We start from the raw sequence: 19071 nt of genomic DNA, 5'->3' as shown, positions 1-19071 counted from the left end.
CGCTTCAATGCGGGCAGTAGTGGAGGGAAATAAATGGCTGATTATCGAGTACCGTCTCCATTGGCGCGCGAAGCCATGGCCTATGTGCTTGCCGGGGGGCGCGGCACGCGTTTGATGGAATTGACCGACCGACGCGCCAAGCCTGCTGTCTATTTTGGGGGCAAGTCGCGCATCATCGACTTCGCGCTCTCCAATGCCATCAATTCGGGCATCCGCCGCATTTCGGTGGCGACGCAGTATCAGGCGCATAGCCTGATCCGCCACCTGCAGCGTGGCTGGAACTTCCTCCGCACCGAGCGTAACGAAAGCTTTGACGTGCTGCCGGCGAGCCAGCGCGTCAAGGAAGACATGTGGTATGCGGGTACGGCCGACGCCGTCTACCAGAACATGGACATCATCGAGGACTATGGCGCGCGCTACATCGTGCTGCTGGCTGGCGACCACATCTACAAGATGGACTATGAAATCATGCTGCGCCAGCATGTGGACACGGGCGCGGACGTGACGATCGGTTGCCTCGAAGTGCCGCGCATGGAAGCAACGGGTTTTGGCGTGATGCATGTCGACGGGCGCGACCGGGTGGTCGATTTCGTCGAAAAGCCCAAGGACCCGCCGGGGATTCCGGACAAGCCGGATATGGCGCTCGCTTCGATGGGCATCTATGTGTTCGAGACGCGCTTCCTGATGGAACAACTGCGTCGCGACGCGGCGACAGAAGGCTCGAGCCGTGACTTCGGCAAGGACATCATTCCCTATATCGTCAAGAACGGCACGGCCTGGGCGCATCGCTTCCCGCGCTCCTGCGTGCGCTCCAGTAACGAGACGGTTTCCTATTGGCGCGACGTGGGTACGGTCGACGCCTATTGGAAGGCCAATATCGACCTGACCGATATCAATCCGCAGCTCGATCTTTATGATCGTGACTGGCCGATCTGGACCTATGCCGAGATCACGCCGCCGGCCAAGTTCGTGCACGACTTTGACGGGCGCCGTGGGTCTGCGGTGAACTCGCTGGTGTCGGGCGATTGCATCATTTCGGGCGGTCATCTGCAGCGCACGCTGCTGTCGACCGGTTCGCGGGTGCATTCCTATTCGGTACTCGATGAGGCGGTGGTGCTGCCCTATTGCGATATCGGGCGCAATGCGCGGCTCAAGAAGGTCGTCATCGACCGCGGCGTTTCCATCCCGGAAGGGTTGGTTGTCGGCGAGGATCCGGAATTCGACGACAAGTGGTTCCGGCGCACTGAGGACGGCGTGACCCTTGTCACCCAGGCGATGGTCAACAGGTATCTGGCTGATCGATGATCGAAGTTCTTTCCGTTGCTTCGGAAGTCTATCCGCTGATCAAAACCGGGGGGCTGGCCGACGTAGCCGGCGCCCTGCCGGCTGCGCTCGCCAAGAACGGCGTTTCCATGCGAACGCTGGTGCCGGGCTATCCCGCGGTGATGGCCAAGCTCGGGCAATCGCGCGAGGTCTATTATTTCAGCGACCTTTTCGGCGTCACCGGCAGGCTGATCGCCGGCCGGGCCGAGGGGCTAGACCTGATCGTGCTCGATGCGCCGGCGCTTTATGATCGGCCGGGCAATCCCTATATGGGGCCCGATGGCTGGGACTGGCCGGACAACTGGAAACGTTTTGCCGCGCTTTCCTGGGCGGCGGCGGAACTGGGGCTGGGGCTGGTGGAAGGCTACCGGCCGCAGGTCATTCACGCGCATGACTGGCAGGCAGGGCTTGTTGCCGCCTATGTGAAGTATGGGCCTTCGGCGACGCTGAAGACGGTGATGACCGTCCACAACATGGCCTTCCAGGGGACATTCGGCGCCGATATCTTTGCGCAATTGCGCCTGCCGCCACATGCCTTTTCGATGGAAGGCGTCGAATATTTTGGTGGTATCGGCTACCTCAAGGCCGGTGTCGAATGCGCCGATGTGGTGACGACCGTGTCGCCGACCTATGCGGCTGAAATCCGCACCCAGGCTTTTGGCATGGGGCTCGAAGGGCTACTCAACAATCGCTCGGGCACGGTGTTCGGTGTGCTCAACGGCATCGACATGGATGCCTGGAATCCGGCGACCGACCAGAGCCTGAGTTCGACCTATACCGCCAATTCGCTCGGCAGCCGCGCCACCAACAAGGCGGCGGTGCAGGAAGCGTTTGCGCTGGAGCCGTCCAATAGCCCGCTCTTTGCGGTCGTTAGCCGGCTGACCTGGCAGAAGGGCATCGACCTGCTGGTCAATTGCATCGACATGATGGTCGAGGCTGGGGCGCAGCTTGCCGTGCTGGGTTCAGGCGAGGCGGAGCTGGAAAATGCGGTTCGCGGTGCGGCCATGCGGCATCCGGGGCGGGTGGGTCTTGTGACCGGCTACAACGAACGCCTGAGCCATCTGGTGCAGGGCGGGGCCGATGTGATGATGGTGCCCTCGCGCTTCGAACCCTGCGGACTGACGCAGCTTTATGCGCTGCGCTATGGCTGTATTCCGCTGGTCAGCCGGGTCGGCGGGCTCAATGACACGGTGATCGATGCCAATGTTGCCGCATTGCAGGCCGAGGTAGCGACGGGGGTGCAATTCGCGCCGCCCGATGAGGCTGCTTTGGCCAATGCCATCAGGCGCACGCTCGACCTCTATGCCGACGAAAAAAGCTGGAAGAAGATGCAGAGGCGGGGAATGAAATCGGACGTGAGCTGGGAATCCAGCGCCGCCCGCTATGCCCAGCTCTATGCATCGCTGATTGGACTGAAAGCCGATGACGATACAGATCATTAAGACCACGCCCTATGCCGACCAGAAGCCGGGCACTTCGGGCCTTCGGAAGCGAGTGCCGGTTTTCAGCCAGCCCAACTATGTCGAGAATTTCATCCAGTCGATTTTCGACAGCCTCGAAGGTCTCGCAGGCCAGACGCTGGTGATCGGCGGGGACGGGCGCTTCTTCAACGACGTCGCCATCCAGAAGGCGATCCGCATTGCCGCGGCCAATGGCTTTGGCAAGGTGTTGGTCGGGCAAGGTGGCCTGCTTTCGACGCCGGCTGCGAGTAATATCATTCGCCATTACAAGGCCTTCGGCGGACTTGTTCTGTCGGCGAGTCACAATCCGGGCGGGCCGGATGGCGATTTCGGCATCAAGTACAATGTCGGGAATGGCGGGCCGGCGCCGGAGAAGATTACCGACGCGGTCTATGCGCGCACCAAGGTGATCGACAGCTACAAGGCGCTCGATACGCCCGATGTGGACCTGAGCAAGATCGGCACGCAGCAGGTCGGCGACATGGTGGTCGAAGTGATCGACCCCGTGAAGGACTATGCGGTGCTGATGCAGACGCTGTTCGACTTCGAGGCCATTCGCGGGCTGTTCAAGTCCGGCTTCACCATGACCTTCGACTCGATGCACGCGATCACCGGGCCCTATGCCAAGGCTATCCTCGAAGGGCTGCTTGGGGCTCCGGCGGGGACGGTGAAGAACGGCGTGCCGTCGCCGACGTTCAACCATGGCCATCCCGATCCGAACCTCGTCTATTGCAAGGACATGTACGACCTGCTGATGACCGAGGCTGGGCCGGATTTCGGTGCGGCTTCGGACGGGGACGGGGACCGCAATCTCATCATCGGCAAGAACCGCTTCGTGACGCCGTCGGACTCGTTGGCGCTCCTGGCGGCCAATGCGCATCTGGCGCCGGGCTACAAGGCGGGGATTGTGGGCATCGCCCGCTCCATGCCGACCAGCGCTGCCGCTGATCGCGTGGCGGAAAAGCTCGGCATTGAAATGCACGAGACGCCGACGGGGTGGAAGTTCTTCGGCAATCTGCTCGACGCTGGTCGCGTTACCATCTGCGGCGAAGAGAGCGCCGGCACGGGCTCGGACCATGTGCGCGAGAAGGACGGGCTCTGGGCCGTGCTGCTCTGGCTCAATATCCTGGCCGTGCGCAAGGAGAGCGTCGACGCCATCGTGCGCGAGCACTGGGCGACCTATGGGCGCAATTACTATACGCGCCACGACTATGAGGAAGTGGACAGCGCCATCGCCAATGCGCTGGTCGATAACCTGCGCGGGCGGCTTTCGACGTTGCCGGGGCAGGTGCTCAATGGGCTCGAAGTCGCCTACGCGGATGACTTCACCTATCATGATCCTGTGGATGGTTCGACGAGCGCCAAGCAGGGTATTCGGATCGGGTTCAAGGACGGTTCGCGAATAGTCCTTAGGCTCTCAGGAACTGGCACGGTGGGCGCGACGTTGCGGGTCTACCTCGAACAGTATGAGCCCCCCAATGGAAACCACGATCTCGATGTCCAACGCGCCCTCGAGCCTCTTGTCGGGATCACCGAAGACCTCGCCGGCATCAAAGCCCGGACAGGGCGCACCGAGCCCAGCGTTATCACTTGAGCGCACGCAATTGACGGGTCCACATCTCGTTCCCGGCGCCGGGAGCATTGAAAAGCTCGGCGCCACGATCACGCCCGAGGGCGTGAATTTCGCGGTTTATTCCGAGGCCGCAACGGCAATCTGGGTCTCGCTCTATGATGAGCAGGACCAGGAAATCGAGCGCTTCGAGCTCGATGTGCATGCCGAAAATATCCGGGCCGGCCTGGTCGCCGGCATCGGGGCGGGCGCGCGCTACGGGCTGCGGGCCGACGGGCGATATGATCCGGACCGGGGCTATTTCTTCGATCCGAACAAGCTGCTGGTCGATCCCTATGCGCGGCGGCTCGACCGCGTCTTTGTGCGCTCGCCGCGCCTGCGGCTGCCGCGCGAAGAGGCGGTGGATACGGCGCCGCTGATCCCCAAGGCCATTGTGGTCGGGGAGGGCAATGAAAACATCCTGCCGCGCAAGAAGGCGCCGAGCCTTTTCTACGAGCTCAATGTGCGTGGCTTCTCCATGCGCCATCCGAGCGTGCAGGGGCCGCTACGTGGGACGATTGCCGGGCTGACCACCAAGTGGGTGGTCGACCATTTCAAGCATATGGGCGTGGACACGATCCAGCTCATGCCGACGGCGGCTTGGATCGACGAGGGGCATCTGCCGGCGCTGGGGCTGACTAACGCCTGGGGCTACAATCCGGTGGCCTATTTCGCCATCGATCCGCGGTTGGCGCCGCGCGGGCCGCAGGAATTGCGGGTGATGACCGATCTCTATCGCAAGAACGGCATCTCGGTGATCCTCGACGTGGTCTATAACCACACGGGCGAAAGCGACGCCAATGGGCCCATGCTGAGCATGATGGGGCTCGATGCGCACACATATTACCGCTTCGTGGAAGTCGACGGGAAACAGCACCTCGTCAACGATACCGGCACCGGCAATACGCTGCGCTGCGATCATCCGGCCGTGCAGCGGCTGGTGATCGAGAGCTTGCGCTATTGGGTCGAGGAAATGGGCGTGTCCGGTTTCCGCTTCGATCTGGCGACTGTTCTTGGCCGGGAACCGGGATTCAACCCGGAAGCGGAGATGCTGAAGAAGATCAAGGCTGATCCGGTACTTTCGAAGTGCATCCTAGTGGCCGAGCCTTGGGATCCGGGTCCGGGCGGCTATGCGCTCGGGAAATTCGGCAAGGAATTCCAGGAGCATAACGACACATTTCGCGATGAAGTGCGTTCGTTCTGGAAGGGCGAGCCGGCCAAGATCGGGGCTTTGGCGGGGAAGGTTTCGGGTTCGGCCGAGATTTTCGATTTTGCCGGCCGCAAGCCGCATCATGGCGTCAACATGCTGGCCGTGCATGACGGTTTCACCCTGCGCGATCTCGTGAGCTATCACGACAAGCACAACGAGGCGAATGGCGAGAACAATCGCGACGGGCACAACAATAACCAGTCGTGGAATTGCGGCGTCGAGGGCGAGACGGACGATCCGGCCATCAATGCGGCGCGCAAGCGCGATGTGCGGGCGCTCCTGGCGACGCTTTTCCTGTCGCGCGGTACGCCGCTGATCCAGCAGGGCGACGAGATGTATCGCACGCAGCAGGGCAACAATAATGCCTACGCGCAGGACAACGAAATCACCTGGCTCGACTGGGAAGGCGCCGATGGGGCGCTGGTGGATTTCGTTGCGGCGATAAACGCCTTCCGTAAGGCCCATCCGGCCGTCAGCCACGATCATTTCCTGACCGGGCAGGAGCGGCATGGCGTTCGCGATGTCGTTTGGCTGCATCCCGACGGCCACGAGATGACCGAGGGCGACTGGAACGACGGCGGCGCCTCGGTGCTTGGGATGCATCTGAGGCACAAGGACGAAGAGGTCCTGATCTGGTTCAATCGCCGGATCGATCCGGTTTCCGCCAAGCTGCCGGAAGGGGACTGGGTGGTCGGGATCGACTCTGATCCGGACACATCCGTCACCATTGCCGATGGCCGGGTTCAGGTTGGCGCGCGCACCGTGTTGGCTCTCGTGAGGCCGGCCGCGCAATGATCGTCGCCCAGCTCAGCGATATCCATGCGAACGGGTCGGGCGAAAGGCTCGACCGGCTTGACAAGGTGCTGGGCTGGCTTCACCCCATGCGGCCCGATGCCGTCATCGTCAGCGGCGATCTGGCCGAGGAGGCGCATGACCGGAGCTATCGGGCCGTGAAGGAGCGGCTCGATAGTCTTGGCTGCCCTTATTTCGTTGTGCCCGGCAATGTCGACGACCATAGCGATATACGGCAGGCCTTTGGGGACAGGTTCGGTTGGACGAGCAATCGGCCGCTCAATGTCGTGGGTGAGGTTGACGGGCTTCGGCTGATCGGGCTGGATGTCACCGTGGAAGGGGCCCATCACGGCGATGCTGGGCCGCAGCTCGAATGGCTGGCGGCAGAGCTGGCTGCCTCGGATTTGCCGACGCTGATCTTTCAGCACCAGCATCCGTTCCCAACGGGTATCGACGGCAAGGACCGCAATATTTGTTTCAATGGCGAGGGGCTGGCGGCGGTGATCGAGGCGGCGGGGGACAGGGTCCTGGCGCTCACCTGCGGCCACGTGCATCGGCCGATGTTCACACGCTTTGCCGGTCGTCAGGCGACCATGGCGCCGTCGGTGACCAAGGCCAATAGGCTGCGGCTCGATGGGCGGGAGAGCGAGATCGTCGATCCGCCAGGCCTGCTGCTGCACCATTTCGCCGGCGGCAATCTGGTGAGCCATGTGGTGATGGTCGACTAGAGGGTGAATGCGCGGCTTTGGGGCCGGGCATTCGTGTTCTTATTCCTTCAGGAAATCGCCGACAACCGTGTTGAAGCTGGTCGGGTCCTGCAGATGGGCGAAGTGGCTGGCGTTTTCGAGCAGCACCAGTTCGGAGCCCGGGATCTCTGCGGCGATCTTGCGGGTGTGGTCTTCGCTGATGGCTTCCTCGTGGTCGCCGGCGAGAACGAGGATGGGCGTCGTGATCTTGCTCAGTTCTTCCGCGGTCCAGTTGGGCTGGGTGGCCCAGAGCTGGCCGATCTTTTCGAGATAGGCGTCATAGCCATCGGGCGTGGGCGAGAGGCGGGCATATTCGCCGCGGGCGCGGTCGAGGTATTTCAGGAATGTCGGGTTTTCGAGGACGGTCGACTGCACGCCGTCGGTGGTGACGTTGGCGGCGTAGGCGACGACCTTGGTCAGGCGTTCCGGATGACGCAAAGCAAGGTCGATGCCGATGATGCCGCCGTCGCTCCAGCCGACCACGGCGGTCTTTTCGATTTCGAGCTTGTCGAGGAGGGCAATGAAGTCGTCGGCGAAAAGCTGGTAGCTGAAGGGCTGGTCGTCGGCCGAGGATTTGCCGTGACCGCGAGTGTCGGCAACGATGACGCGGTTGGAACGAAGCCAGGCGTTGACCTGATTGCCCCAGGTCTCGGTATTGCCGGCGCCGCCGTGAATAAGAAGGATCGGATCGCCCGACTTGCCGTAGATCTCGTAGTAGATTTCGGCGCCGTTGGAGGTGACCGTGCCGGTCTCGACCGGAGCGGAGGAGGGCGAGAGCGCGTAGGGCAGGGTCTCGTAGCGCTCGGCGGCAAGGGTGGGTGCTAAGGCCAGCGTGGCGGCGACGAGGCCGGTGATGGCAGTGGCAAGAATCTTCATGTGGTCAGTCCCCAAGGCCTGTCTTTTCAGGATGGCCAAGGATAGGTGGCGGCCCGATTTGCGGGCAAGAAACGCCATTGCCGCCGATTTCAACGGCGGAAACTTTTATGACAAGAAAGTCTATTGGGTTAGTAGATTTATTGAATCGACCGGTCAGGCTGGCCCAGCGGCCACCATGCCGTGGCGGTGATAGAAGCGCTGGCCGGCAGGGTTCGACAACTCGACCTTGAGGTCGATATGGGGGGCACCGCGGCGATGGAATTCCGAAAAAGCGGCGTTGAGAAGATAAGCGCCGAGGCCGCGGTTGCGCCAATTGGGCGCGACGACGAGGTCTTTCACAAAGCTGCTGGTCCAACACTGGATGAGGCCGATGGGCTCGATGCCGGCGCTGGCGATGATGACAAGGGCGGGGTCGAATTCTTCGTCTTCGACGAGCGGCCACCACCAGGCGTCGAAATCCGGCACCGAGCCGCCGCCACTGACATAGGCGGCCCGGAGGAGGGCGTGGAGGGCCATTGGCTTGGCCTGCCAGAGCGGCGTGATGGCGACGCCTGCCGGGAGCGTCGGTAGTTGGATCGGCGCGTCCAGCAGCTTGCGGAGGCGGATGTGGTCGCCCAAGACTATTCCGCGGCTACGGCCTGGAAGCCGCCGTGCTTTTCGATGAAGCCGATGATCTGATCGAGGCTTTCGCGGCGCAAGAGGTCGGTGAAGACATAGGGCCGGCCCTCGCGCACTTTTTGCGTGTCGCTTTCCATCACTTCAAGGCTGGCGCCGACATAGGGCGCGAGATCAGTGTGGGTGATGACCAAGAGGTCGGAGCGGGAAATGGCGGGGCCGCCCTTGCGGGGGATCTTTTCGCCCTGGGCGACCGAAATCACATAGATGGTGAGATCGGCGAGGTCGGGGGAGAAGGTGGCCGCGAGATTGTCGCCGCCGCTTTCGATCAGGACGATATCGAGATCGGGGAATTTGCGGTTGAGATCGTCGATGGCGGCGAGGTTCAGCGAGGCGTCTTCGCGGATGGCGGTATGCGGGCAGCCGCCGGTTTCGACGCCGACGATGCGATCCTCGGAAATGGCCTGGACGCGGGCGAGGATCAGGGCGTCTTCGCGCGTATAGATGTCATTGGTGACCACGGCCATGGAATAGCGATCGCGCATGGCCTTGAGCAGCATTTCACAAAGGGTCGTCTTGCCCGACCCGACGGGGCCGCCAATGCCGATGCGGAGCGGTCCATTGAGGCTTTTGGTCATGGCACGTTTCCTTGATCAGAGATGACGGAAGACGACGAGGGCGAGGAAGCCGAGGCCGAGGGCGAGGCAGAGCGGAGAATAGACCCTGATATCGTTGAGACGGAAGTTCGGTTCCGGGGTCAGGCCTTTCCACCAGGTGGTGTAGCCGGCAATGCCGCGGGCGAGGAACACGGCGGCCAGCGCAATGCCGCCGAGATCAAGCAGCGTACCGCCGCTGTCATGATCGGCCAGCGCCAGGGCATAGATGCCGGCGGCGATGGTGGCGATGGAAACAGCCAAGGAGGCGAGGCGCGGCGGCATGCGCTCGATGTCCTTGAAGCCGACGACGGTTTGGGCGAGCAGCTTTTCGTTGCGGATCGGCCAGGTGCGTCCGAGCGACCAGAGGAAGTGGGCCAGCGAGACGGCGAAGAGGGCGATGAACATCATGGACGCGATGAACATGTTCATGAACGAAAGATCCTTGTGGGCAGCGTTTCGTGCTGCATCTGGGCGATATCGGCGCCATAGGCGACGCTGCCGATTTCGTCCAGTGTGGCATGTTGGCAGATATCAGCCAGTTTTGCGATTTTGGGCTCCTGCGCAGCCATGATGGCAAGGCCGTCTGTCTGGCCGATGGGTACCAGACGCACGGCGACGGACACCTGGCTGTGGACCGTGGCGGTGAGGAAAGCGACGAGCGTATCGAGGGCGCCGACGCCATGGGCGCCGGCCAGAGCGCCGACCGCGATTGGGTAGGGGCAGGGGAGGGGCAGCTCAAGTGGCGGCTCAACTGGCCAGGCGGCGCCAGCCGTTGCGAAGGCATTGCCGGTCATGGTGGTTTCGGCGTGGCGTTCTTTTGCCGGTGTCAGTGCCAAGCAGAGATCAGCCAGTTCCTGGAGCTTTTCCGGCGCGCGGGGCGCCCTATGCGCGTGGGCTAGAAGGATGGCGTCAGTGCGGAGGCTGCCATGGAGCAGGGCGCCTGATATCCAGTCTTCGGCGGTTTTCCGATCATGCACGAGGCGGCTGACGATGGCGGTTTCGAGGCCGGCTGACCAGGCGAAAGCGCCCACCGGGAAGGCGGGGGACAGCCAGGTCAGCAGTTTTTGCAGATCGGTGCTCACTTGCGGGCGAGGAGGGCGTGGGCCGGTTCGGCGTGGTTGTGGCTGTGATAGGCGCCGTGCTCGGCAAAGAAGGGCTCGGTTACGTCGGTGACCTTGGCGCCGAGGCCTTCGAGCATGGTTTTCAGCACATGGTCGCGCTTGATGAGGATGCGGTCGGCGTCAAGCTGTGCTGGGGTGTGGCGATTGCCGATGTGCCAGGCGAGGCGCAGGAGATGCGCGGCGTCGTCGGCGGTGACGGCGTAGAGGATTTCCTTGGCTGCGAGGATTTCGAACAGGCGGCCATCTTCCAGCTCGAGCGCGCCTTCATGGTCAAGAGTCACCGTATTGGGGAAATCGACGAGGACCTCGGTGCCGTTCTTGCCGGTGAGCAGCTTACGGCGCAGGCGGCGCTCGTCGTGGGCGAGGGTGATGCTGTCGATGGCGGCGCCGCGGCCGTGATGGGCGGGCAAATGGGCAACGGCACGAAGCATGCGGTGGTAGTCCCTGAATCACTGGGTGACGTAGAAGAAACGTCCGATCAGGAAGAATTGGTAGACGATATGCACCCCGACCACAAACAAATGCACACGTTGATTGGTCGAGCGCCAGGCGATGATGCAGAGAATGATGCCGATCGGCACCTGCATGAAATAGGACGCATCGAAGCGCGACAGATGCGTGCCGCCCTTGATGAAGGTGTCGAGCGTATCAAGCACGAAGGTTGTGGCGAGGAGGCCGAAGAACCAGTGCCGGCGCTTTAGGAAGAAATCCCCATAGCCCCTGTATTCGGAAATATTGTCCGGGCAGAGCAGGGCCGCCATCATGAAGAGGGTGACAGCGTAGAAGATGATGAAGATGACGATGCCGAAATTCCAGGTGTCGAGGCGGAACAGGGCCAGTTCCCACCACCAGAAAAGGACGAGTTCGAGCAGGATCGAACCCATCCAAAGCAGGTGCAGGACCGAGCGGTCGCGCCGATCCGGGTGCTGCACCATATTGGCGAAAGTCATGAGCAGGCGGGTAATGCCCAACCCGACCACCGTTCCCATGACGACGCGGATGTGCGGGAATATTTCGGCAGTCGTGTATGGTTCCATGGCAGCCTAGGGTGCGTTGCCGGCCGCAAGGCAGGTGGCAAGGGGGGCCTCGTCTTCGCCCGAGCGCAGGTCACGCAAGGTCGCTTCGTCACCGGTGTCCCACCATTCATAGGGGCCGGAGACATAGCGGGCGCCAGAGGCGGAAATGGTGGTGGCAAAGATATGCGTTTCGCCTTCCACCGGCACGATGGCGAGGAAATTGGGCGCGGCATTGATGTATTGCGCGCGGAAACCATCGCCATTGTCGCACTGGTAGATGACCGTGCGGCGCTCGATATCGCTCGTGGCGTCGAGGGTCAGCGTCAGGGTGGCCGTCACCGTCGGCAGGACCGGCGGCGTCGGCGCGGTTTCGGCAGGCGCCGGGGCTTCCTGAGCCAGGGCCACACCGGCCGCGAGCATCAGAACGCCGCCCGCGAAAAGGCTCCTCAAATCGATCATGGTTTTTCCTCGATTTCGTTGGAAACAGTGCGAAGCACCCAGGAGTCTGTCTCCACAATCATGGTGATTGATTGTTCTGGCAAGGTGTCAGCGTGATGAAATCTAGAAGTCTCCGAGGCTTGCGGGCACGATTTTCTTGCCGTCGATATCGGCAAAACCGTATTCGCGGGCCAGCTCGGCGGTGACATGCACCTTGCCTGATTTTTCGAGCCGGTTCGGATCGGCCCAGAGCGCCGAAATGGCGAGGCCGACGAATTGCGGCGATTCCGAATTGGACATGTCGAAATATTCGGCGTTGCGCAGCACCGCTTCGGTGCGGACGAGGCCGGGGTACAGCGAAATGGCTGCGACGCCGTGGGGGCGCAACTCATGTGCGAAGTCGGACGCCATCTTGTCGGTGGCGGCCTTGGCGATGCCGTAGATGGCGTTGCCGTGGTGCTTCTGGGCTGCCCAGAAGGAGATGTTGACGATAAGGCCGGTCTTTCGGGCGACCATGCCGGGAGCGACGGCGCGGCTGGCAACAAAGCTGGTGCGCATGGCGACGTCGATCATCGCATTCCAGCGCCACATAGGTTGTTCCCAGAATGGCCGCTCCCAGGTGTAGTCGGTGCCTTCCACCATGTTTTCGTAGCCGGGCCAGGCATTGTTGACGAGAATATCGATCTGGCCGGACTGGCGCAGGGCCGCGGCGACGGCGGCCTCGGTCTGGGTGTCGTCGGCGTGATCGCAGACGTGGACAATGAGCTCGCCGGGCAAGTCCTTCGCCTCGGCCTTGAGGCCATCGAGGGAGCCTTCCTGCTGGGGATGAACAGAGGCCTGGGCGTCCGTCACCGTACGGGCGGTGACATGAACGGTCATGCCTTGAGCGAGAAAGGCGAGGGCGATGCCGCGGCCAATACCGCGGCTGGCGCCGGTGACCAGCGCAACCGTCTTCGTGTTCATGATGTGCTCCTCCGAGTCGGAGTTGAACATATCATGAACATTGACGCGGAGGAATGCGTGCCTCAGCCGCGCCTGAGGAGAAAGAGGCGGCCGGGAATGGGTATTTCGCGTTCGAGCCGGATGGGATGCGAAACTTCGGCGAGGATGCTCAGGTCATTGGCTGCGGCGAGACCGTGAATGTAGGCGGGGCTGTGGCTGAAGCGGCCGCTGGAGCGGATGGCGATGCCTTGCGCCTCGTTGAATTCGATGGAAAAGGCAAGAATGCCGCCGGGGGCGAGGCGGGCAGCGAGGCTGGCGAAAAGGTCGCCGATGTCTCCGATATAGATGAAGACGTCGGCGGCGACGATGAGACCATAGGGACCGGCAAAATCGGGTTCGTCGGCCAGAACGGCATGGGCGTCGCCGGTGCGGAGGTGGCGATAGACGCCGCGCTCTTGCGCCTTGGCGATCATCTTTTCGGAGATATCGATGCCGTCGATCGGGCGCAGGGTTTCCGGCAGGGTTGTGGCGACGAGGCCGGTGCCGCAGCCGACATCGAGGGTTGGGCCGGCGACGGGGCCGTGTTCGGCAAGCGCGGCGGCGAGGGCCTGGGGCACGCGATATTCGAGCTTGCCTGTCAGGTGAGCATCGAAGGTGCCGGCATAGGAGTCAAAGAGCTCGGCGACATAGCCGGGATTCGGCGCGCCTGTCGTCGCGAGGGCCGAGGCCATGTGCCGCGAATAAAGATCGTTGGGGACTAGCTTTGTCGCCCGCGAGAAACTTTTGAGCGCAGCGTCGGGCTGGCCGAGATCGAGTTGTGCCTGGCCCAGCTCGCGAAAAATCCCAGCGTCGTTGGGATGCAAGGTGCGCCCCTTGTCGAGGATACGTGCAGCGTCGGCTGGGCGCTGCAGGGCAAGCAGGGCCTGGGCGAGGGCGATATGGAGATCGGCAGAGCGCGGTTTGAGCTGCAAGGCGCGCTCAAAACTCATGGCGGCAATGTCGGCGGCCCCGGTACGCATGGCCATGCTGCCCATGAACTGATGCGCCTCGGCGAGATCAGGCGCGACATTGACCAGTTCGGCACTCACGCGTGCGGCATCGGCAATCTTGCCCTGGCTCTCAAGCTGCCGGCCCCGGGCCAGGAGCTCGTTTGCGCGCAGGGCAAGGATGGGGTCGGATGGAAGGGTTGATTGGGGTGGGGAGGGGCGTCGGGTCACGGGCGGGGCCTTTGCGTGAGCAGGACAGCCGTTTCCGGCCTTTGCGCAATAGGAAACAAATTCGCCCAGATGCGCAATGGTTAGTGAACGCGCCTACGCATATTGAGCGGCGCAGGAGCTTTGCTGCGCCGCTCAATATGTTTGATGTCGCCGATCTCCCAATCGGCCTAAGTCCTAGAACAGGAAATATCGTTGCGCCATCGGCAGCACCGTAGCCGGTTCGCATGTCAGAAGTACACCGTCGGCGCGCACTTCGTAGGTTTCGGGGTGGACGTCGATATGGGGCGTGGCCGAGTTGAGCTTCATGGCCGCCTTGCCGATGCCGCCGCGGGTGTTGGTGACAGGGAGCAGGTCCTTGTCGACGCCGAGGCGATTGCGCAGGCCGGCATCGTGAGCGGCCTGGGAGATGAAGGTGACCGAGGAGCGGCTGACCAGTTTGCCATAGGCGCCGAACATGGGCCGGTAGTGCATCGGTTGCGGCGTCGGAATGGACGCGTTCGGGTCGCCCATGGGGGCGGCGGCTATGGAGCCGCCGATGAGCACCATTTCCGGCTTTACGCCGAAAAAGGCGGGGTTCCAGAGGACGAGGTCGGCGCGCTTGCCCACTTCGATGGAACCGATGTGCTGGCTCATGCCGTGGGCGATGGCGGGGTTGATCGTGTATTTGGCGATGTAGCGGCGGACGCGGAAATTGTCGTTGTCGCCGGTTTCTTCGGCGAGTTTGCCGCGCTGGCGCTTCATCTTGTCGGCGGTCTGCCAGGTGCGGATCAGTACCTCGCCGACGCGGCCCATGGCCTGACTGTCTGATGAAATGACCGAGAGAGCGCCCATGTCGTGCAGAATGTCCTCGGCGGCGATGGTTTCCTTGCGGATGCGGCTTTCGGCGAAGGCGACGTCTTCGGGGATCGACTGGTCGAGGTGGTGGCAGACCATGAGCATGTCGAGATGCTCGGCGATGGTGTTGACTGTGTAGGGGCGGGTCGGATTGGTCGAGGAGGGGATGACATTGGGCAGGCCCGCCACCTTCAGAATATCGGGGGCATGGCCGCCGCCCGCGCCTTCGGTGTGGAAGGCGTGGATGGTGCGGCCCTTGAAGGCGCCGACCGTGTCTTCGACGAAGCCGGATTCATTGAGCGTGTCGGTGTGGATCATCACCTGCACGTCGTAGTCGTCGGCGACGGAGAGGCAATTGTCGATCGTTGCGGGGGTGGTGCCCCAATCTTCGTGCAGCTTCAAGGCCGAAGCGCCGGCGAGGATCATTTCCTCGAGCGGGGCGGGGAGAGCGGCGTTGCCCTTGCCGGCGAGCGCCAGATTCATCGGGAAGGCGTCAAAGCTCTCGATCATGCGCTCGATGTGCCAGGCGCCGGTACAGGTGGTGGCGAGAGTGCCGTGGGCCGGACCGGAGCCGCCGCCGAGCATGGTGGTGATGCCCGACATCAGCGCTTCTTCGATCTGCTGTGGGCAAATGAAGTGGATATGGGCGTCCATGCCGCCGGCCGTGAGGATTTTGCCCTCACCGGCTATGGCCTCGGTCGAGGGGCCGATGATGATGTCTACGCCGGACTGGGTGTCGGGATTGCCCGCCTTGCCGATGCCGACGATGCGGCCGTTTTTGAGGCCGATATCGGCTTTGAAAATGCCGGTATAATCGACGACCAGCGCATTGGTGATGACCGTGTCGACCGCGCCTTCGGCGCGGGTGCGCTGGGACTGGCCCATGCCGTCGCGGATCACCTTGCCGCCGCCGAATTTTACTTCCTCGCCGTAGGTGGTGAAGTCCTTCTCCACCTCGATGAAAAGCTCGGTATCGGCCAGACGCACCTTGTCGCCCGTGGTGGGGCCATACATGTCGGCATAGGTGGCGCGGGAAATGCGGGCGGGCATGGCGAGGCTCCGGAAATCAGGAGAGGCGTTGAATGGATGCGGCGAACGGCGAAAGCGCCCGACCCGGTAGGGTCGTGCGTGCGGTCGCGTTGCGATGAAGGGGGTGAGAGGAGGTTAGTTGAGCTTGGTCGGATTGAGCGACTGATAGATCGAAACCGAGCGGTCGATGACCGCGTCGAGGAGTTTTTCGCCCTCGACCATCTGTTGATCGGCGCGCATCGTTCCGGCGATCAGGGACATGGCCAAAACCTGAATGGAATAGGCATGCTTGCTCTTGCCGGCGCGATGGTACTCGTTGCCGCGCTGCTCGAAGACTTTCAGCAGATCGTTGTAAGTCTGCGGGGTGATCACCTTCTTGGCGCTGGACCAGTTCGGCTGCTGCAGGCTCTTGGCCAGATCGTTGGCGAGGTGACCGATCAACCCAAGGGTCTCTCCGTCTTCCGCACCGGTCTTCTGAATGTCGACCAGGACTGCGGCGAAGCGCTGCTTGAATTCGGCATTGCGGGCTTCTTTTGTCGGGGCTTCGGCAGTCATGATCATCCAGGCAAAGGCAGGTCTTCGTGGCGGGGGTTAAACCACCATTTGGCCGCGATTGCCATGGCGTCAGCCAAGAATTGCCGAAGCGTGCCCGCATGGTCACAGCGACCCCATGACCTTTTGGCGGAAGCCGTAGACCTTGCGATCACCGCCGATGGGGATAAGGCGCACTTCGCGGCTTTGGCCGGGTTCGAAGCGGACGGCGGTGCCGGCGGCGATGTCGAGGCGCATGCCGCGGGTTTTCTCGCGATCGAAGCTGAGGCCGGCGTTGGTTTCATAGAAGTGGTAGTGGGAGCCGACCTGGATCGGCCGGTCCCCCGTATTGGCGACTTCGATGGTGAGCTGTTCGAGCCCGGTATTGAGTTCCATCGTGCCTGCGGCGGGGATGACTTGGCCCGGGATCATGGCGTTTGCCTCACGCGCCGAAGGTGAGCCAGAGGCCGCCGAGGGCGGTCGCGGCACCGGCGATGCGCGAAAGCCACTTGCCGCCGAAGCGGCCGAGAGCGAGGCCGGCTCCAATGCCAACGGCATGGAGGACAGCCGTTGCGGCGATGAAGCCGATAGCGAACTCCCAGGCGCCGGCTTCTCCGAGTTCGCCGCCATGGGCGTGGCCATGGAAGAAGGCGAAGAAGCCGACCATAGCGGCCACGGCCGATGTCGGGACGGGCAGGGCGAGCGCGATGGCGATGCCGATGAAGATCACCGAGGCGAGAATGACCGGCTCGACGAAGGGCAGGGGCACACCGGCAATGGCGGCTGCGAAGCCCACGGCCATGGTGCCGACAAAGGCGCCGGGGACGATCCAGACAGCTTTTCCGCCCTGCATCGCGGCCCAAAGGCCGACAGCGACCATGGCCAGGATATGATCGAGCCCGAATAGCGGGTGGCTGAAGCCGGCGGCGAATGATCCATGCGCGCCGGGATCAAGATGGGCGAAGGCCGGCATGGTGGCGGTGGCGAGAATGGCAAGGGCGATCAGCGTGCGCTTGAACATGGTGGCCTCGTTAGCGGATGGGCTGGTGGACGGTGACGAGCTTGGTGCCGTCGGGGAAAGTGGCTTCGACCTGCACGTCGTGGAGCATCTCGGCGATGCCCTCCATGACCTGGGCGCGGGTGATGACATGGGCGCCGGCTTCCATGAGTTCGGAGACCGGGCGGCCGTCACGGGCGCCTTCGACCACGAAATCGGTGATCAGGGCCACGGCCTCGGGGTGGTTGAGTTTGACGCCGCGCTCCAGACGCTTGCGCGCGACGATGGCGGCCATGGCGATGAGGAGCTTGTCTTTTTCGCGGGGGGTGAGGTTCATCGGCCGTTTCCTAGAGATGCCACAGGCGCGGCAGGGAGCCGGCGCCGGTCAGTTCGATGAGAGTTGGAACCAGAAGTTTTCGCAAGGCAAGGCCCGTGCGGGCCATGGCGCGAATGACGAGGCGCTCGCCGTTGGCGCTGGCCGCGATCAGGCCGGCGGCGGGGTGAAGGGCCCGAACGCGATCGAGGAGCTGTTCGGCTCTGTCGGCACTCGGTGCAACATGAAGGATAGAAGCAAAGGCACGGCAGCCGCGTAGCAGGGAAAGGCCATCGCGCTCGCTGCCATCGCCGGTGAGGCGGGTTGCTTCGGCATGGATCAGACGATCACCGCGGAAAATGCGCCAGGTGTCGGAGAATTGTGCGTCGCGCGCTTCCTCGCCCATGGCGTCGCGACCGAGCAGGACAGCCTCGATGGCGGTAAGGGTAGCGCCTTCATCGAGGCGGATCGTCAGGCGCCGGTCGAGCTTGCTGGCTTCGAAGAGGATGGTTTCCTGGGGAAGCCAATCGAGATGTGCGTCCGCGCCGACATTGATATCGGCTTCCACATGCGCCGTGTCGCCTGTGGAGCGATAGCTGCGTTCGCAGGCCTGGGTGGTGATGACCAGCCGACCTTCGGGGGCGATATCGGCGCCCCAGCGCAAATGATCGCCGCCGGTAATGCCGCCGGCCGTATTGATAAAAACGGCTTCAAGTGCAGAAGAATGCGTGCGCGGCAGACGGATCTTGCCGCAGCCCTCCTGAAAAAGCGTGTCGATACAAGTCTTTCCGTCGCGTTGCTTGGTGCCGATGCGCGCAGTGCCTCTGGCGCGCTGCATCACGGGAGCAGACGAAATTGCCTCGAAATTCGGCCTGGTCGCAAAATTCATTGCAACGATCCCGCGTTCGCCTCGTTATTTAGGCGAGCAAACGCTCTTTCATAGAGAATTTTCAAGAGGTTATTCAAATGACCGTTAAATCTGCTTTGTCTGTTGCTGCGCTTACTATTGCTCTTACCGGTGCCGCCTTTGCGCAAGGCATGACGATCAATGGTGTTGCTGTGTCCGAAGCGGACATGCCGGCCGTGCAGGAGCGCTGTGATGCTCTTTCGACGGCCGAAAGCACTGAGGCTCTTTCCGAGGGCAACGAAACAGAGGAGGCTAATAACGTTTCTGGCGAAACCGACACGTCGGAAGCAGATGCTCCAGCAGTTAACGAAGGCGCGAACGCCACGACGACGATCGATCTCGATACGATCGATCTGCAGGCCTGTGTCGATGGTGGCTTCGTTACTCAATAATTTGTCGCTTTCAGCGGCTAAGAAGGGCATCTGGCTTCGGTCAGGTG

At 62.5% G+C, this 19071-nt stretch carries 22 protein-coding genes; 6 read left to right on the top strand and 16 right to left on the bottom strand.

Going from position 1 to position 19071, the window contains the following annotated elements; all coding sequences use genetic code 11:
* Positions 1–33: 33 nt before the first annotated feature.
* The 5 genes from glgC to JP75_RS23265 are packed head-to-tail and all read left to right on the top strand — an operon-like array spanning position 34 to position 7122.
* Positions 34–1305, top strand: coding sequence for a glucose-1-phosphate adenylyltransferase (gene glgC, locus JP75_RS23285; RefSeq protein WP_035087315.1), 1272 nt, complete (start codon positions 34–36; stop codon positions 1303–1305).
* Positions 1305–2765, top strand: a complete 1461-nt coding sequence (gene glgA, locus JP75_RS23280; protein ID WP_035087406.1) for a glycogen synthase GlgA — start codon at positions 1305–1307, stop codon at positions 2763–2765. The genes glgC and glgA overlap by 1 nt, the downstream gene beginning before the upstream one ends.
* A complete protein-coding gene (locus JP75_RS23275) occupies positions 2746–4377 on the top strand; it encodes an alpha-D-glucose phosphate-specific phosphoglucomutase (protein ID WP_035087314.1) in 1632 nt (543 codons plus the stop codon). The genes glgA and JP75_RS23275 overlap by 20 nt, the downstream gene beginning before the upstream one ends.
* Positions 4378–4387: 10 nt before the next feature.
* Positions 4388–6397 (top strand): glycogen debranching protein GlgX, encoded by a 2010-nt coding sequence (gene glgX, locus JP75_RS23270; RefSeq protein WP_051961266.1) that lies wholly within the window; start codon positions 4388–4390, stop codon positions 6395–6397.
* The gene (locus JP75_RS23265; protein ID WP_035087313.1) at positions 6394–7122 is read left to right on the top strand and encodes a metallophosphoesterase; all 729 of its coding nucleotides are present in this window, start codon (positions 6394–6396) and stop codon (positions 7120–7122) included. Before glgX ends, JP75_RS23265 begins: the two co-directional genes overlap by 4 nt.
* 39 nt (positions 7123–7161) lie before the next feature.
* Here JP75_RS23265 and JP75_RS23260 read toward each other — a convergent pair whose 3' ends face one another.
* The 16 genes from JP75_RS23260 to JP75_RS23185 form a co-directional block, all read right to left on the bottom strand.
* The gene (locus tag JP75_RS23260) at positions 7162–8016 is read right to left on the bottom strand and encodes an alpha/beta fold hydrolase (RefSeq protein ID WP_035087404.1); all 855 of its coding nucleotides are present in this window, start codon (positions 8014–8016) and stop codon (positions 7162–7164) included.
* 153 nt (positions 8017–8169) lie between these two features.
* Positions 8170–8634: a GNAT family N-acetyltransferase gene (locus tag JP75_RS23255; RefSeq protein WP_035087312.1), complete on the bottom strand. Its 465-nt coding sequence runs from the start codon at positions 8632–8634 to the stop codon at positions 8170–8172.
* Between the two features lie 2 nt (positions 8635–8636).
* On the bottom strand, positions 8637–9269 hold the full coding sequence (ureG, locus tag JP75_RS23250; protein WP_035087311.1) for an urease accessory protein UreG: 633 nt from the start codon (positions 9267–9269) through the stop codon (positions 8637–8639).
* A gap of 15 nt (positions 9270–9284) precedes the next feature.
* Complete coding sequence (locus JP75_RS23245) at positions 9285–9716, bottom strand: DUF3995 domain-containing protein (RefSeq protein ID WP_084587890.1); 432 nt, start codon at positions 9714–9716, stop codon at positions 9285–9287.
* Entirely contained in the window at positions 9713–10369 is a 657-nt protein-coding gene (locus JP75_RS23240) for an urease accessory protein UreF (protein ID WP_035087309.1), read from the bottom strand. Before JP75_RS23240 ends, JP75_RS23245 begins: the two co-directional genes overlap by 4 nt.
* Positions 10366–10839, bottom strand: coding sequence for an urease accessory protein UreE (locus tag JP75_RS23235; protein WP_035087308.1), 474 nt, complete (start codon positions 10837–10839; stop codon positions 10366–10368). Before JP75_RS23235 ends, JP75_RS23240 begins: the two co-directional genes overlap by 4 nt.
* A gap of 18 nt (positions 10840–10857) precedes the next feature.
* A complete protein-coding gene (locus JP75_RS23230) occupies positions 10858–11445 on the bottom strand; it encodes a hypothetical protein (RefSeq protein ID WP_051961264.1) in 588 nt (195 codons plus the stop codon).
* Between the two features lie 6 nt (positions 11446–11451).
* Positions 11452–11883, bottom strand: coding sequence for an MliC family protein (locus tag JP75_RS25615; RefSeq protein WP_051961261.1), 432 nt, complete (start codon positions 11881–11883; stop codon positions 11452–11454).
* A 102-nt stretch (positions 11884–11985) separates the two neighbouring features.
* On the bottom strand, positions 11986–12825 hold the full coding sequence (locus JP75_RS23220) for an SDR family NAD(P)-dependent oxidoreductase (RefSeq protein ID WP_035087401.1): 840 nt from the start codon (positions 12823–12825) through the stop codon (positions 11986–11988).
* A 62-nt stretch (positions 12826–12887) separates the two neighbouring features.
* Entirely contained in the window at positions 12888–14021 is a 1134-nt protein-coding gene (locus JP75_RS25610; RefSeq protein ID WP_051961260.1) for a tetratricopeptide repeat protein, read from the bottom strand.
* Between the two features lie 174 nt (positions 14022–14195).
* Positions 14196–15905, bottom strand: coding sequence for an urease subunit alpha (ureC, locus tag JP75_RS23210; RefSeq protein WP_035087307.1), 1710 nt, complete (start codon positions 15903–15905; stop codon positions 14196–14198).
* 114 nt (positions 15906–16019) lie between these two features.
* Complete coding sequence (locus tag JP75_RS23205; RefSeq protein ID WP_152565965.1) at positions 16020–16439, bottom strand: hypothetical protein; 420 nt, start codon at positions 16437–16439, stop codon at positions 16020–16022.
* A gap of 102 nt (positions 16440–16541) precedes the next feature.
* Complete coding sequence (locus JP75_RS23200; protein ID WP_035087305.1) at positions 16542–16847, bottom strand: urease subunit beta; 306 nt, start codon at positions 16845–16847, stop codon at positions 16542–16544.
* A gap of 10 nt (positions 16848–16857) precedes the next feature.
* The gene (locus JP75_RS23195; protein ID WP_035087303.1) at positions 16858–17436 is read right to left on the bottom strand and encodes a HupE/UreJ family protein; all 579 of its coding nucleotides are present in this window, start codon (positions 17434–17436) and stop codon (positions 16858–16860) included.
* A 10-nt stretch (positions 17437–17446) separates the two neighbouring features.
* Positions 17447–17749, bottom strand: coding sequence for an urease subunit gamma (locus JP75_RS23190; protein ID WP_035087300.1), 303 nt, complete (start codon positions 17747–17749; stop codon positions 17447–17449).
* A 10-nt stretch (positions 17750–17759) separates the two neighbouring features.
* A complete protein-coding gene (locus JP75_RS23185) occupies positions 17760–18614 on the bottom strand; it encodes an urease accessory protein UreD (RefSeq protein WP_035087298.1) in 855 nt (284 codons plus the stop codon).
* A 77-nt stretch (positions 18615–18691) separates the two neighbouring features.
* Between JP75_RS23185 and JP75_RS23180 the strand changes: the two genes are divergently transcribed.
* Complete coding sequence (locus JP75_RS23180) at positions 18692–19024, top strand: hypothetical protein (RefSeq protein WP_152565964.1); 333 nt, start codon at positions 18692–18694, stop codon at positions 19022–19024.
* Positions 19025–19071 lie beyond the last annotated feature (47 nt).

Origin of the sequence: Devosia riboflavina (genome assembly GCF_000743575.1) — a bacterium.
Taxonomy (GTDB): Bacteria; Pseudomonadota; Alphaproteobacteria; order Rhizobiales; family Devosiaceae; genus Devosia; species Devosia riboflavina.
Note: the sequence above shows the minus strand (reverse complement) of the source record. Positions and strands in the feature narration are given on the sequence as shown.

Bases quoted from the DNA above. Each gene is read 5' to 3' on its own strand.
- glgC (WP_035087315.1), top strand. From the start codon at position 34: ATGGCTGATTATCGAGTACCGTCTCCATTGGCGCGCGAAGCCATGGCC.
- JP75_RS23275 (WP_035087314.1), top strand. From the start codon at position 2,746: ATGACGATACAGATCATTAAGACCACGCCCTATGCCGACCAGAAGCCG.
- JP75_RS23265 (WP_035087313.1), top strand. From the start codon at position 6,394: ATGATCGTCGCCCAGCTCAGCGATATCCATGCGAACGGGTCGGGCGAA.
- JP75_RS23260 (WP_035087404.1), bottom strand. From the start codon at position 8,016: ATGAAGATTCTTGCCACTGCCATCACCGGCCTCGTCGCCGCCACGCTG.
- ureG (WP_035087311.1), bottom strand. From the start codon at position 9,269: ATGACCAAAAGCCTCAATGGACCGCTCCGCATCGGCATTGGCGGCCCC.
- JP75_RS23245 (WP_084587890.1), bottom strand. From the start codon at position 9,716: ATGAACATGTTCATCGCGTCCATGATGTTCATCGCCCTCTTCGCCGTC.
- JP75_RS23235 (WP_035087308.1), bottom strand. From the start codon at position 10,839: ATGCTTCGTGCCGTTGCCCATTTGCCCGCCCATCACGGCCGCGGCGCC.
- JP75_RS23230 (WP_051961264.1), bottom strand. From the start codon at position 11,445: ATGGAACCATACACGACTGCCGAAATATTCCCGCACATCCGCGTCGTC.
- JP75_RS25615 (WP_051961261.1), bottom strand. From the start codon at position 11,883: ATGATCGATTTGAGGAGCCTTTTCGCGGGCGGCGTTCTGATGCTCGCG.
- JP75_RS23220 (WP_035087401.1), bottom strand. From the start codon at position 12,825: ATGAACACGAAGACGGTTGCGCTGGTCACCGGCGCCAGCCGCGGTATT.
- ureC (WP_035087307.1), bottom strand. From the start codon at position 15,905: ATGCCCGCCCGCATTTCCCGCGCCACCTATGCCGACATGTATGGCCCC.
- JP75_RS23205 (WP_152565965.1), bottom strand. From the start codon at position 16,439: ATGACTGCCGAAGCCCCGACAAAAGAAGCCCGCAATGCCGAATTCAAG.
- JP75_RS23200 (WP_035087305.1), bottom strand. From the start codon at position 16,847: ATGATCCCGGGCCAAGTCATCCCCGCCGCAGGCACGATGGAACTCAAT.
- JP75_RS23195 (WP_035087303.1), bottom strand. From the start codon at position 17,436: ATGTTCAAGCGCACGCTGATCGCCCTTGCCATTCTCGCCACCGCCACC.
- JP75_RS23190 (WP_035087300.1), bottom strand. From the start codon at position 17,749: ATGAACCTCACCCCCCGCGAAAAAGACAAGCTCCTCATCGCCATGGCC.
- JP75_RS23185 (WP_035087298.1), bottom strand. From the start codon at position 18,614: ATGAATTTTGCGACCAGGCCGAATTTCGAGGCAATTTCGTCTGCTCCC.
- JP75_RS23180 (WP_152565964.1), top strand. From the start codon at position 18,692: ATGACCGTTAAATCTGCTTTGTCTGTTGCTGCGCTTACTATTGCTCTT.